Here is a 13,649-nt window from a genome sequence, read left to right on the forward strand (position 1 = left end):
CTATCCTTTCTTAATTTATCCCATATATAAACCATCTTCTATGATTATGGTAGTGGCTAGTCTGCCTATGAAATTAGGCGGTAATTTTTGGGATTGTTTGTTTTTAGTTACACTTTCTATATCCTCCTCGTTTCCTTCTTCATTGTCTTTGTTTTTCAAGCTTTCTTCATTTCCATTTATCCCCATATACATAGCCTTAAGATTGTTTTGTCCTATGATATTGAGTTTTTCTAGTAATCTTCTGGTTTTATTTTTATCTTCTATATATCTTCCTGTTTTATCTTTACTTGTATTGTAAAGTCCATTAGCAAAATCTTGTAAAATTTGTAAAGCTTCATTGTAAGCATGAATAGGACTATCTTCATCCTTTTTAAAAGCACTAATTTGCTTTTCTTTATTTCTAAACTCTTTAAACAAAGGATGATTACAAGGAAGTTGATATATAGTGCATTTTTTAAGTTCTAAAGATTTTAACTCTTTAAAATAAAAAGTATAATCATCTATAATATATTTTTGTTCTTTTATATCCTCTAAAGCAGTTGCATTTCTTTTCTCATCAATAATCAAATAAGACAAAAGTCTTTTTAAAAGAAATTCTTTATTTTCTTCAAGCTTTTGATCTATTTCATAATGAAAGGAAAAATGAGTGTCAAAAACTCCTGTGCAAAGATCTATGCCATAAAAAATTTTCTTTAAATCAAAGCTAATGAATTTCGAATTGATTGCAAAAGGATAAGTTACAAAATGATCTCTTATAACCGCTAAAGGAGAATCATCTTTAAAGGTGTAAAGCTGATAAACAATGCTTTCATATTGTTCTTGTAGGGCTTTAAAATTTGTTGGAAAGAGATAATTTAAAAAAATACCCACAAATTCTCCAGTCACAATAGAAGCAAGGTCAAGTTTATTTAGCTTAGCATAAGTATAAATAGTATATTTTTGAGTTTGTATATCTATGCTATGCATAAGAGCAATTTTAGATATATTGCTTTCTTGATTAGAGTATATAAATAATTGTTTCATATATTTATCACTCCAATAAATCTTAATTTGTTTTTCATTAAAGTATTCTTTTATCTTTGTGATAAATAGATTTAAACCGGATGTATTTTTTTGTATTATTAAATTGGATTTTATCTCTTGTGCTAAAATCATTTGGATTTTAGTATGAGTTAATTCTTTTTCTATTTGTTGCAAGCGTGCTTTTATTATTAAATTAGATTTTATGTGTATATGATATATACTATTCTTTTTTGGAGGTGCAAAAATACCAAGCTGTTCTTTAAAAAATTCTTTAAATCCTTCTTTGTTTATTTTAATACAAGCTTGAATAACATATTCTATTGTTTTTAAAAAATTAAAATCCCACAACATTTGAGCTGTAAAGCTGATAAAAGGACTAGCACTTAATAAAATTTTTAACATTGCATAAGTAAATATTTCACTTGTTTTTTGTTCTTTTGCCTTATTTAAATATTCTTTTCCATACATCTGTTCCAAAAGCTTTGATAAATCTGATATTTGTTTCTCTATATCCATCCATGCAACAAAAGCTCGTTGCGTTTCTTCGTCTAAATTCATAAATTCTTTAATGCATTTTTGTTCATCTAAATGATACATTTGCTTTAATTTGATTATTTTTTTATCTAATGTATTTGTTGTATCTAAATCTTTTGATAATTCATTAAAAAAATCATCTATAGTTATCGAACTATCATTTTCCACAAAAGAATAATCTTTTTTGTCAAGTATTTTTAATAATTGCGATACAACTTCATATGCTGTAATATTTGTTGGCTCATTATTTACATATATTGGACATTCATCTGTCCATAAAACATAAGTTTTATCTAAGTATTTTATATATACAAAATTACTGCCTCCATATTTTTTCAAATCCAAATTGATATTTGGAAAAATAAGCTTAGCTTGATACAAGACAAATGAAATGAATAAACATTCCATTAAAGAATAATTCCCAAATGAAGATTTATCCGATTTTTCAAAAAACTCTTTTTTCAAAAAAGTTAAATATTGATGAGCTATCTTTTTTTCTTTTTCTATGATGGATTCTTTGGCTTCGTTTTGTTTAAAGAATTTTTTGATATAAAAATAAGGAAGCCATTTTTTATCATTTATTTTTTTATTGTAGTCAATATAAGCTAAAATGTTTATTCGTTCGCAATGTCGTAAATTTTCCGTCTTTTTTACTATTTCTATCATTGGCTCATTTTCTAATATTGCTAATTTTTCTTTAGCTGTTTTTGCGAATTCTGGTAGCTTCTGCGGTGTAGCAACAAAATTTGTTAAATATTTATAAACCTTTTGCATATCTTCATAAGCTTTTTTACTATTCTCATAAGCTTCTTTGGATATTTTCACAAAAGGGCTTAATTGTAAAATATAAGGTTCATTTTCATCTTGTGGCATTTCTATGCTATATTCGCTATAATCTCTTGTGCTGTCATAAGTTTTTTTTGAAGTATCAATATTTTTTTTAATTCTTCTGTATTTATCTTGTATATTATAGTTGGCGATTTCTTGAGTTAAACTTTCACTAAGTCCTGCATTGTATTTATTGGGGATATTTGAAATAATCAAATAATTTTTACTCATTTTAGTTGTATTTAAATCTATTTGTGCATTTTGATTTTTTTGTGCGAAAAATTCAGCTAGTTTACTTGAGTTAAAATTTGGACTTTCTATATAGGAAAAATAAATAAATTGTTTAATATCTTCTTGCAAATTCTTTAAAATAGCATTGTTTTTTAAATACAAATTAGATAATTTTTGCGTTGAAATGAAAGCGGGTAAATTGCTCGATTTTGAATCATTGGGTGTATTTTTATACCCCTTGTCTTTTTGTTCTGAGTTTAAAAAGATTTCACTAAAAATATTTTCAATGCTTTTTATTTCTTCGCTTAAAGTGATTTTATAAGCCAAATTCGAAGCGATATTGCTTTCATCACTTCCAAGATATAATCCAAAACCACTTAAATCAATAATTTCTTTTTTATCAATAATTAAAACACAAGATAACAAGCGAGAATTAATATAATGAATAAACATAGCACATCTAGTGGCTAAAAATGCAGCTAAAGGCGTTAAAAGTGTGCCATAATCTCTTTGAGCAAATTCATAATACTCGCTTGCAGAACCCATTAAAGAAAATAAACCAGCAGCCAAAATAGCTAATCCTGCCCCACCTGTAAGAACAGCTACCACTGTGGCTATTGCAACACCCGCTATAGCACTTAGTATGATTTTAATTTTTTCATATTCTTTTTCTTCGGCAAGTTTTTTAATGTGTTCTAACAACTCATTGATAAATTTTTCATAAGTATTTTTTAAAGTGGGACTTATGCTATTTTTGAAAAAATCCGATTCTATGACATTTCCAATCTTTTCTAAAACTTTTTTCTTAAAATCATCAAATTTCTCACTGCTTATATCATCAGGATCAATGTTTTCGATTAACTCGTCTAAGGTTGTTATATCTTCAGAATCTTTGGCTAGTTCTTTTAAAGTATTGATAAATTCGATACAAAGATTATTTTTATCTGTATGATAAAAAAGATTAAAATCTTTACCTTGTTTCTTGTCTTGAATTTCTTCTTCTAAGTCTTCTAAATAAACTTTAGTGCAAATTTCACTGCTTGATAAATCTTTTAAATTTACATTTTGTCCAGCATCAAGCTCATTAAGGGTATGGATATTTATTTCTATATTATTGTGATTATCACAAGTTTGTTTTAAAATTTCTAGTATTTCCATAGTCAATATTTGATTTTTAGATAGCATTTTTCTTTGATGAAAATCAATATTTTTTAATATAGCGTGTAAAATAGAAAAATTAGGATAAATAAAATCAATCTGTTTAACTTCTTTATTGTTGATTGTTAAATTTTTAATAGTTTGAATTAACTCTGTTTTAGAACTTATAAACATAAAAGATTCCTTATATAAAGCATTATTATATCATTTTTTATTTGCTAATATTTTTTGTCTCTATTAATCTCTCCTATCCATCTAAGCACATTACCCTTATCATCAATCTCTACTTCTAAATCTTTGTATTTGTTGTAAAATTTAGGAGCTAAGATTTCTTGGAAGTATTTTGTGCCTTTTGGGGTTGTTGCTATCCAGATATTGTATTGTGACCAATATTGTGGTGTATCCCAAGAAACATCATTTAAAATAAGACTATATCCACCCTCGTCTAATGTTTCAGGATCGTCCAAATCTCTAATAAATTTGTCTTGATAAAAGAAATTATCTCTAAAATATATCCAAGCTTGATATTTATCTTCTTTATAATAAGATAAGTTTGAGGGATAATCTATTTTATTTCTATCTTCATCACAATAAGATCCAAAATCTATATAACCTGCTAGAAAAAGTTGCCCCAAGACATTAATATATTCACTTATATAGGTAGGTTTGGGTGTATTTAAATAAAATGGACTGCTAATATTATCGATGCTGTAAGTATCTAATAAAATTAAATTATTACATTCCCACCTTGAGACACCCATGCTTTTTCCACAAATAAGCAAAATATAATATTCAAATAGTTCTAAAATACCGACCTTATCTTTTAAATGAGATGATATAATTAAAGTTGGATTAGCATAATCATTCTCTAAAAGCTGGGTTTTTTTCCATATATCAAAATCTATATCAGGAAAAAAAATAGCACACTTTTCGTTTTCATCCCATTTTATATACCTATATTTCATTTTTTATCCCATTTTCTATATGTATTGTTTTAAGATTTCCTCTTGGCTTATTGGAATTTATCTCTATGGTCTCACCCCCGCTTTTAGAAGTTTTCTTATATTGTATAATAGTTTGATCATCTAGTTTTCTCATATAAATCGGCTGTCCGTATTTTTTATCTACTTTATTTTCAAACTCTTCAGAATTTTTAGTTAACTTTTTCCATAATTTGTCTAATTCCTCTTTATTTTCAACTATTCTCCTGCGTTTATCTCGAACATTTTTTGGCAGTTTATCTACTATCTGCAACACTTCATCTTTAGTCAATGTTCTGGGTTTTAAATACTCAGTATCTTTAAAAAATTTTAAAGCCGGAACAAATGTATAACTCACATCTTCCAAAGGTTTATCATTGAGTTCTAATTGACTAGGAAATACTATCTCAATAAACTCCCCACTGCCATCTTGTGTTTGTATTCTTATAACATTATCAGGGATAATTTCTTGAGTATTGTTTTCACTAACCCCATTTACCACCACAAATTTACAAACATAAAGCTCTTGTTTTCTATCTTCATCTTCTAAGATTTCATCTAGTCCTTGTGCGATTTGAAGTTTTAAATTTTGCATTTTAGCAGGAGTTAAAAAACTAAAATGATATTCGTTTAATTCTTTATTATCTTCTAGGGAATTTTTGATGATTTTATCATACTCATGTAGCTGTGTAAAATACCCTGCTCCTAAATCTTTATTTTTAAATTCCTTATAAGCACTTTTATAAACTTTAGCAATGTTTTTTGGGATAATAAAATAAAGTTTGATTAAATTAGTATCAAAGCTAAGATTTAGTTCTTTAAATTCATAATCTTTACTAAAGTCTTGTTTGAATTGATTAAGAATATTTATATCCTCTATATCTTTTAAATCTTTTAAATCTATATTAAATTCATTTAAAGCCTTATTTTGTTCTTTTTTTTCATTATTGATTAAAAGATTATAGATAGGTAAATTATCTTTTTGAAATCTATCACTTTTATAATGAAGTCTTATTATAGGCTCTTTTAACTCTATTTGATTTTTACTTTGTTCTCCTAAGCCCTCTTTAGGATCAAAGCTGTGATCAAATTTAAACTTAGTAGGAGTAAAGCTTACTTTTAAAGCAAAGCCTTTATCTGTTTTACAAGCTGAGATGAGTTCTTGTAAGATTACATATTCATTATTGACTTTCTTTTGAGATAAGGATCCTTTTACATTAACAACTTTAGTACAAGGAACACTTACACCTGCTATAGTATTAGGACAAGCTACTATACTAGAGTTTAATAAATCACTTTCTAGCATTATAGGCACACCATCATCTTTAAAAGTTTTTCCTTTGTTTGATTTAAGTATGACTTTACCTCCATGGATACATTCTAGGTTTTGATTTTCTAAAAGAGCATGAAGTTTAGCTATAGCTTGTTTTTTATCTACTTGTGTGGTTTTTTGTTCTTTTAAAGTGTTTGAAATTAAGTCTTTATACTCTAAGCTTTGTTTGCTTAAACATTCTAATTTGATATTTAAAGAATTTTCTATAATAGAATAATTAAGCAAGCAAAGTTCATCATTTTTATAAAAGATACTAAGTCTTCCTAAACCACTGCTTTCATCTTTAGGAGAAAAATAATAACTAGGTGTATCTTGTTTTATAGTATTATCTTGATCTAATTCTCCAAAGTAAAAAGGATTGTTAGGAAGTTCATTTGAGCCTGTAAGGAGTATACCTTGAAAATAAATTTTAGAATGAGTTAAATCAACATTTTTAGCCCTTAAGACTTCACAATCAATCACTTCTTTATCATAAGCAAAAATTGTTTCTTTTACTTTTTCAAGAGGCATGAATTTTCCTTAAATTTTTAGTCATTTTATGATAACTTAAACTCCAGTATTTATCGCTTTTTTCTCCTGCTAAAACATTAAAATAAAATTCATTTCTATCTTTTTGATATTCTTGTGAGATATTACCATAATCATATTTATGATAAAGCATTCTTGAAAGCATTTCATCTTTAGGTATAAAAATAAAAGGATAAAACTTACTCACACTAAAATTATTATATTTTTGACTCAAATCTAAATCTTGTATCGCAATAGCTTCATAATCATTATCTGCTTTTAAAAGTTTAATTTGTCTATCTTTTCTATCGAAATAAATCAATTCAAAATCGCCTTTTATGCTTGTATTAAATTTTTTAGTGATAGATTCCAAACAAAAATCTAATTTATTATATATACTTTTAAGTTGGGAGGCTTTATCATAAAATTTTTTAATACTTTCATAATATCTTTGATTTTCTATATCTTTTTTACAAAAAGTTTGTATTTTCTTTTCTAAATTTTCCTGATTTACATAACATATATAATTATTATCTAGCATAGATCTAGTCCAAGTAATAAAAGCTCTTGCACCTTTTACGCTTTGTAAATTATCATCAATGTTTTGAAATTTCAAAAAGATAGAGTGAAGAGATTTGATCAAGCCAAAGATATCTATCAAATTTCCAGGCACTTTATATTCATCATCAATAAGCTCTATTCCTATATCAGAAAGTTTTTGAATAACCCAAGTAACGCAGTTGTTTTCAAGAAGCTTATAGGTAAATTCTTCATTGATTGGTTCTTTGCTATTAGGTGTAATTTCTTTTGTAGTATTAAAATCATTTTTAATATTTGCAAGTAGGATTTCATATTGTTCTTTAGAAAGTTCTAAAGTGCAACGATTAGAGGGTTTGAAAGCTTGGGGGCTTCTTAGTTTTTTAATAATATAACAATTTTTATCAATATTGCTATCTAATACATATTGGTTATTGTTAAATACTTTGCCAGGAGATCCTATAAGAGATTCTGCAACATTAGCAATTCCAGTTCCAAAACCCCAAAAACCATCATTGAATTCATTAGGTTCTTTAGCTTCATACCATTTTTGATCTATCTTGTCCCATTCTTTGTTTTTAAGATATTCTTGTCTTAATGTTTCATCTGCTTTATCAAGCTCATCAGGACTTTTGCCTTTGGTAAGTCCTAAGAAAGCGTGGGTGAAATCTAAGCCGTTTCCATTATAAAGACTAACTAATATTTCATATTCTAAAAACTCATCAATATAAATCGTTGCATAATATTTCATTTATAAAATCCTCCTAATAACTCAAATATATATACCATAGCCACTAAAAAAATATATCCACATAAAAAAGTTATTAAAATTCTCCAAGCTCTTAAAAAGATAAAAATTACAGGTGCAAAAATAAAAAATAAAATTTTAAAATTATAGATAAACTCATGATATTTCATATATATAAATATTAATATCACAAGCAACAATAATGCAAAAAAATTTTTAATATAAAGCATATTCAATATAAAAATAAATAACATAATAAATAAAATAGTGAATTGATCATAATTGTTACTGATATAAAAATATACCATAGGAATGATAAAAATCCCTACACTACACACAAACCAAGCAATTTGTCCACTTGATATATTGTCTATTCCTTTGCTTTCTAGCTTTGTTTTGAGTTTAGAATAAATAGGAATTTGCAAATTTACTCCTAATATAGATAAATTGTTTTATTATAACCAATCTACTTAATACTTTTAATTAATTTAAATTCTTTGTTTTTAAGATATTCTTGTCTTAATGTTTCATCTGCTTTATCAAGCTCATCAGGACTTTTGCCTTTGGTAAGTCCTAAGAAAGCGTGGGTGAAATCTAAGCCGTTTCCATTATAAAGACTAACTAATATTTCATATTCTAAAAACTCATCAATATAAATCGTTGCATAATATTTCATTTATAAAATCCTTTCTAATATGTTGCCAGTCCATAAAAAAAGAACAATGTGCAAGTATAACCCAAGGCGAATAGTAAAACACTAAACATAAACTTTCTTTTAAAAATGGATATTAAGAAAAATACTCCTATACCACAACAACCAACAATAAACAAGCTTAAACTAGAAAAATAAAATGCTAAAAATATAAATACCGCAGATAAAACCAAAGGAATGGCATTATAAATATATAATAAATTAAACATTATGCAAGAATATACAATAACAAATAACTCTATTGCATTTCTATCAAATATTAATAAAAATAAATTCTTATCATATTTACCATAACTAATGTAAATGTAGTGAAAAGTTAGAATAATATAAGTTACCAAAGCAAGAATCAAGCTACACACAAACCAAGCAATTTGTCCACTTGATATATTGTCTATTCCTTTGCTTTCTAGCTTTGTTTTGAGTTTAGAATAAATAGGAATTTGCAAATTTACTCCTAATATAGATAAATTGTTTTATTATAACCAATCTACTTAATACTTTTAATTAATTTAAATTCTTTGTTTTTAAGATATTCTTGTCTTAATGTTTCATCTGCTTTATCAAGCTCATCAGGACTTTTGCCTTTGGTAAGTCCTAAGAAAGCGTGGGTGAAGTCGATTTGCTTTATGCTTTCACCCAGGGTTTGAAAAAGATCATTCATTTATATTTTCTCTACTTGTTCCATAAGTTCTTTTGTACTTACTTGTGGTTTGTAATTAAATGATTTAGAATAACTTGAAGCATTTGCACATTCTTTGATTTTAGATTCTAACTCTGTAGCATTTTTTGGATCTTCATAGTATTACATACTTTTTTGGCTCTGAAGAGCAAGCAGAAAAAACACAAGCAGTAACTATACTTAATAAACTTAGTTTAATTAAATTTTGCATAAAAGTTCTTTTTTTCTATAATTTTATATATATTTATAGTAACTATAATATACTAATATTTATTAATATATAATAAAATTAATTTTATATAATAATATTATTATATAATATTTCACAAAATAATTATAAGAAATAATTATTTTTTATTTTAATATGATGAATTATCTTGTTATATCTTTTTGAGATATTGTTTTTGTAGGATTTTCAAAGGTATTAAGCTTATTATGAAAATCAATGAAATTTAATTGTTTTTTGACTTCATCAAGCCCTTTATTTAAAAAAATGTCATTGAAATCACTTATTCCTTGTTCTGCTTCTTGATTACTGATTTTTGGAATAATAACTTTAATATCTGAAAATTTTTGTTGAATTTCTTTTGCAGTTTCCACCCCGACATTAGAAAGACCTTTTAATTCTCTTTTTTTATCATTATCGGCTATTAAGGTAATAGGAGTGTTTTGAAATTTGTTTTTTAGGGTTTCAACGATTTTTGATAAGTTTCCAGCATCTATACCCATTATTACAGGCTTATTGAGTGCTTTGTATATAGTTGCAGCAGTAGCAAAGCCTTCTGCTATGATAAATTCTTTGCAATATTCTAGGTTTTTTGCACCTATTAGGTGAAAACATCCAGATTTTTTTGCAGAATATTCAATGCCTTGCTCTTTTTCTTCTTTAGTTTTAATTACACCAATAATTTTATCACCATTTGGGAATATTCTTTGCACAGACCATAATTTGCCATTTTCATCTTTTAAGGGAATAAGTAAAGAACCTTTGTTATCCTGCTTAAGATAAAAGTTTTCACTAAAACCTTTTTTCTTTAAATAAGGATGATTTGAATGAGCCCAATTAGCTTGATTATATTCTTCTTCAATTTTTAATGCTGTTTTTTGCTGAAGCTCTAAAATGTCTTGTTTCGTATTATTGCTTGTAGAATTATGTAATCTTTTTTGACTAGGAGTTTGATAACTTACAATGTTTTGTTTTGCATTTTCTAAAGGCATTTTCCAATTTTCTTTAATACCTGTTTTAAAATTTTGAATAAAACCAGCAGGGTATTCATCTAAAAATCCACTATAAGCTCCACTCATTTCTCTACCTTTATCTGTTGTTGTTTTTACTCTGTGGATTTTGCCATCCATGATAGGTGAACCATCAATAATTAAACCTTGATTTTCTAAAGCAGATTTAAAAGTAGTTAAAACTTCATTTTCATCAAATGAAAATTCTTTATTTTGGTGCGGATAAAACCATTGTGAGAAAATATTTTTATCTAAGCTTTTTGGAGCAAACCATTTTTTTTCTTTATCATCCCACATTGCCCCTAATGATTTTACTTTTTCTTTGTCTTTAAATGGAACATAAAGATAAATTCTTTTTTGTGGCATCGTATATCCTTTTAGTTTCCTTTAATATTATTATTGCTATAATTGCAATTAAATTCAAAGGGCTTCCTAGTAGCCCACTTTTTTTATATTAACAATATTCCAAAATTTCTTCGTTAAATGTTTTAATTAAATCACTTAAGAATAGATCTATTTTTTGCAGATCTACTCCTACATGAGTGTTCTCAATCTTTGTTGTTAATCTTGGATAATGTTTGCCATTTTTTTCTGTAGTTTTTAAAATATTTTCCCAATGATAACTTCTATTTCTTAGATTTTGTAATAAGCTAAGAACAATATCAACCTTATGCGTATTTCTAAAGCGTAATTTTATACCATTTTCAAAAAAGAAATTTCTATTGTGTTGATTGTAGTTTCTAAAATTGATATTTTTTAAATCCATTATAGAGTTTTGTAATTTATTTTCTTTGATAAGATGAATAATAGCTCCTAAGCTCATACGAGAAAGATATTGATGATGAGATAAATTTCTATTTTTTTCTCTATATTCAATTTCATCTTTAGCTTTTTTAATATTTTCATCATTAGAATTTTTTATCCAATTACTATCTTTCTCTGATAATTTATTATCTAGTTTATTTCTAAGAATAATTTCTAATGTAGCAATTTTTGGAGTGATTTTTCCTACAAATTTAAGGTTATCATAATGCTTTACAATATCATCATTATAAGAAGATAATCTCATTTGAGAAAACAGATCATTAAAATTTGTTAGATTATTCATTCTTTACCTTGATCGAGAATATGTTTTTTCGTTGCTAATTTCTTTATCTAGTAAAACTTTATTTAGTTTTTTTGAAAAATTCATTCATTTTTTCTTTTAACAATATTCATTTTTTAGTTATCTATTTAGCAAAATAAAAAACAATAATTAATTACCATTTTTATTTTTATTAATAAAAACGGATGAGAGAATATCAATATGTTCTAATAAACCTTTTTTGATTCGAGTTTCTGGAAATCTCATAGTATCTAATTGCACAATAAGCCCTTCTTTTCTAGCGTGTTTTACAGCAGGAACAAAATCGCTATCCGAAGTAATTAAAATGATTTTTTCCACTTGGTGTTTATTTGCTAAAGTTGCAATATCAAGTCCTACTTTCATATCTACACCTTTTTGTTTAATATCTATAACAAAATCTTCATTGCTTAGTTCGCTAACATCAATTTCACCTAATCTTACAGCAAAATACGGTTGCTTTCTTAGATGTTTTAATAATTCACTTCTAAATTTATAAGTTGTAGTTTTGCTTAAATTTTTAGATTTATCAGTTTTTTCTATAGGAGGCATAGGAACATTTTTATCTAACGGTTCGCAATCATAAATATAAACTTTATATAAATAGTCTTCACTTCTTCTAAGAGTTTCCCACACATAGTCTTTTAATCTTTTGGCTAATTCTGCGGCTTCCATTGTTTTAATGCTTTTGCGTGTATTGTATCCTTCAATAAAAAAGAAAGATCTACAAGAACAGCAGTCTTTTTTGGTTGAATTATAGAAAATTCTGTATCTTTATTGGACAAATCCATAATATGTAGTCCTATTTGCTAAATCTTGAAGGCAAAATGAGTCGTCATTTTAAAAATATTATGTAAAAAGACCCCTCTATGTGCTAATGATGCTGTAATTCTAACATAAAAACATTAATAAGAACTTACTTAGAGATAAGCAACTCATTTTCTTCTCCTTGTGAAAATTCTAATTCGATTAAGTCAAATAAACTTCGACCGTCATAATCTTTTTCATCTTCAATTTGTCTTTTTGTTTTTTTGCAAGGATATTGTAACATTTTTAATTATTAATATTTAAAGTTCTTGCCTCTTTTAAAATCAATTTTCTTATATAAGTGCCATATTCACTTGCTAAATCTAAAACCATTAATTTTTTCAAAATTTCCATTTCTTGTTCATTAAGTCTGCAAACTACTAAATTATCTCTTCTTAGTTTTTGATCTACGGTTTTTCTTCCAGCTGATTTTTTATCAGCTTTACTATATGTTTTTTGAGAGCTTGTTTCAGAGTTTAAAGCTTCTGCTATTGTAAATGGTTTTTTTTCCATTATTATTTATCCTTTCTAATAAAATTTAAAAGTCTTTGATATTCATTGAAAAAGTTTGTATAACTTAATCTTGAAAGATTGTTTTCATTATAAAGTTCAGTAAAAGAAGCTCCACTACTCATAGAATTTTCAATTATCTTTGAAAATTTAAAGAAAAAAAGATTTAAATCTGTAAAATTGCTTTCAAGAGTTTCACAAATTTGCTTTTTTTCTTTCTCATCTCTATAGTCTGTAACTAAAATACAAACTTTACCATCATTACCTATTTCGTTTAAAGTTTCTAATGTTCTAAGTAAAGAATTATAATTACTCGTGCAAGGAACAATAATCTTATTGCTTTCTTTAATAATATCCAATACTCCTTTTTCTACAAACCCACCAAAATCATAAACGCAATTATCTATTTTTTTTGGAGTTGGTAAAATTTTTGCTTTTTCAGGATAAATTTTTTCTATAATAGAATTATCATTGCTTTGTAAAAAATATTCTAAATCTTTAGCAACTGAAAAAGCAAAAGGAGTCTTTCCAACACCACCTTTTTTATTTATAACAGATATTATCATTAAAAAACCTTTTTTATATTTTTGTATAATATTATATATTATTATTTATTAATAAATAATAAAAATAAATAATATTTATTTTTGTTTCTTTGATTTTTTAGTGATAGTTTTGTTTTATATTCTAAATAATCTTCTAA

General features: G+C 25.9%; 13 protein-coding genes. All 13 read right to left on the bottom strand.

The annotated features are described in order from the left end of the window. Nucleotides 1-15 precede the first annotated feature (15 nt). Nucleotides 16-3,948, bottom strand: a complete 3,933-nt coding sequence (locus tag OT390_RS09065; protein WP_322246930.1) for a hypothetical protein — start codon at nt 3,946-3,948, stop codon at nt 16-18. Nucleotides 3,949-3,992: 44 nt separating this feature from the next. After that, nucleotides 3,993-4,739 carry a hypothetical protein gene (locus tag OT390_RS09070; RefSeq protein ID WP_002799324.1) on the bottom strand — a complete coding sequence of 249 codons (747 nt, stop codon included), beginning with the start codon at nt 4,737-4,739 and terminating at the stop codon, nt 3,993-3,995. Next, nucleotides 4,729-6,312, bottom strand: a complete 1,584-nt coding sequence (locus OT390_RS09075; protein ID WP_052791463.1) for a hypothetical protein — start codon at nt 6,310-6,312, stop codon at nt 4,729-4,731. The genes OT390_RS09070 and OT390_RS09075 overlap by 11 nt, the downstream gene beginning before the upstream one ends. 274 nt (nt 6,313-6,586) lie before the next feature. Beyond that, nucleotides 6,587-7,882, bottom strand: a complete 1,296-nt coding sequence (locus tag OT390_RS09080) for a hypothetical protein (RefSeq protein ID WP_057033579.1) — start codon at nt 7,880-7,882, stop codon at nt 6,587-6,589. A 463-nt stretch (nt 7,883-8,345) separates the two neighbouring features. Continuing rightward, the gene (locus OT390_RS09085; protein ID WP_052778932.1) at nt 8,346-8,555 is read right to left on the bottom strand and encodes a hypothetical protein; all 210 of its coding nucleotides are present in this window, start codon (nt 8,553-8,555) and stop codon (nt 8,346-8,348) included. A 14-nt stretch (nt 8,556-8,569) separates the two neighbouring features. Further along, the gene (locus OT390_RS09090) at nt 8,570-9,037 is read right to left on the bottom strand and encodes a hypothetical protein (protein WP_002799345.1); all 468 of its coding nucleotides are present in this window, start codon (nt 9,035-9,037) and stop codon (nt 8,570-8,572) included. Between the two features lie 41 nt (nt 9,038-9,078). Then, nucleotides 9,079-9,252, bottom strand: coding sequence for a hypothetical protein (locus OT390_RS09095; RefSeq protein ID WP_153605095.1), 174 nt, complete (start codon nt 9,250-9,252; stop codon nt 9,079-9,081). 390 nt (nt 9,253-9,642) lie between these two features. Next, the gene (locus OT390_RS09100; protein ID WP_002799310.1) at nt 9,643-10,872 is read right to left on the bottom strand and encodes a DUF5710 domain-containing protein; all 1,230 of its coding nucleotides are present in this window, start codon (nt 10,870-10,872) and stop codon (nt 9,643-9,645) included. 88 nt (nt 10,873-10,960) lie between these two features. Further along, a complete protein-coding gene (locus tag OT390_RS09105; protein WP_002790761.1) occupies nt 10,961-11,614 on the bottom strand; it encodes a hypothetical protein in 654 nt (217 codons plus the stop codon). Between the two features lie 147 nt (nt 11,615-11,761). Next, nucleotides 11,762-12,304, bottom strand: coding sequence for an NYN domain-containing protein (locus OT390_RS09110; protein ID WP_002799397.1), 543 nt, complete (start codon nt 12,302-12,304; stop codon nt 11,762-11,764). 241 nt (nt 12,305-12,545) lie between these two features. Beyond that, complete coding sequence (locus OT390_RS09115; protein WP_002779774.1) at nt 12,546-12,680, bottom strand: hypothetical protein; 135 nt, start codon at nt 12,678-12,680, stop codon at nt 12,546-12,548. A 2-nt stretch (nt 12,681-12,682) separates the two neighbouring features. Further along, complete coding sequence (locus OT390_RS09120) at nt 12,683-12,949, bottom strand: hypothetical protein (RefSeq protein ID WP_002779707.1); 267 nt, start codon at nt 12,947-12,949, stop codon at nt 12,683-12,685. 2 nt (nt 12,950-12,951) lie between these two features. Beyond that, a complete protein-coding gene (locus tag OT390_RS09125; RefSeq protein ID WP_002799396.1) occupies nt 12,952-13,512 on the bottom strand; it encodes a hypothetical protein in 561 nt (186 codons plus the stop codon). Between the last annotated feature and the right edge of the window lie 137 nt (nt 13,513-13,649).

The sequence above is a fragment of the Campylobacter sp. CFSAN122748 genome (assembly GCF_045277125.1).
Classification (GTDB): Bacteria; Campylobacterota; Campylobacteria; order Campylobacterales; family Campylobacteraceae; genus Campylobacter_D; species Campylobacter_D jejuni.

Bases quoted from the DNA above. Each gene is read 5' to 3' on its own strand.
- OT390_RS09065 (WP_322246930.1), bottom strand. From the start codon at position 3,948: ATGTTTATAAGTTCTAAAACAGAGTTAATTCAAACTATTAAAAATTTA.
- OT390_RS09070 (WP_002799324.1), bottom strand. From the start codon at position 4,739: ATGAAATATAGGTATATAAAATGGGATGAAAACGAAAAGTGTGCTATT.
- OT390_RS09080 (WP_057033579.1), bottom strand. From the start codon at position 7,882: ATGAAATATTATGCAACGATTTATATTGATGAGTTTTTAGAATATGAA.
- OT390_RS09085 (WP_052778932.1), bottom strand. From the start codon at position 8,555: ATGAAATATTATGCAACGATTTATATTGATGAGTTTTTAGAATATGAA.
- OT390_RS09095 (WP_153605095.1), bottom strand. From the start codon at position 9,252: ATGAATGATCTTTTTCAAACCCTGGGTGAAAGCATAAAGCAAATCGAC.
- OT390_RS09100 (WP_002799310.1), bottom strand. From the start codon at position 10,872: ATGCCACAAAAAAGAATTTATCTTTATGTTCCATTTAAAGACAAAGAA.
- OT390_RS09105 (WP_002790761.1), bottom strand. From the start codon at position 11,614: ATGAATAATCTAACAAATTTTAATGATCTGTTTTCTCAAATGAGATTA.
- OT390_RS09110 (WP_002799397.1), bottom strand. From the start codon at position 12,304: ATGGAAGCCGCAGAATTAGCCAAAAGATTAAAAGACTATGTGTGGGAA.
- OT390_RS09115 (WP_002779774.1), bottom strand. From the start codon at position 12,680: ATGTTACAATATCCTTGCAAAAAAACAAAAAGACAAATTGAAGATGAA.
- OT390_RS09120 (WP_002779707.1), bottom strand. From the start codon at position 12,949: ATGGAAAAAAAACCATTTACAATAGCAGAAGCTTTAAACTCTGAAACA.
- OT390_RS09125 (WP_002799396.1), bottom strand. From the start codon at position 13,512: ATGATAATATCTGTTATAAATAAAAAAGGTGGTGTTGGAAAGACTCCT.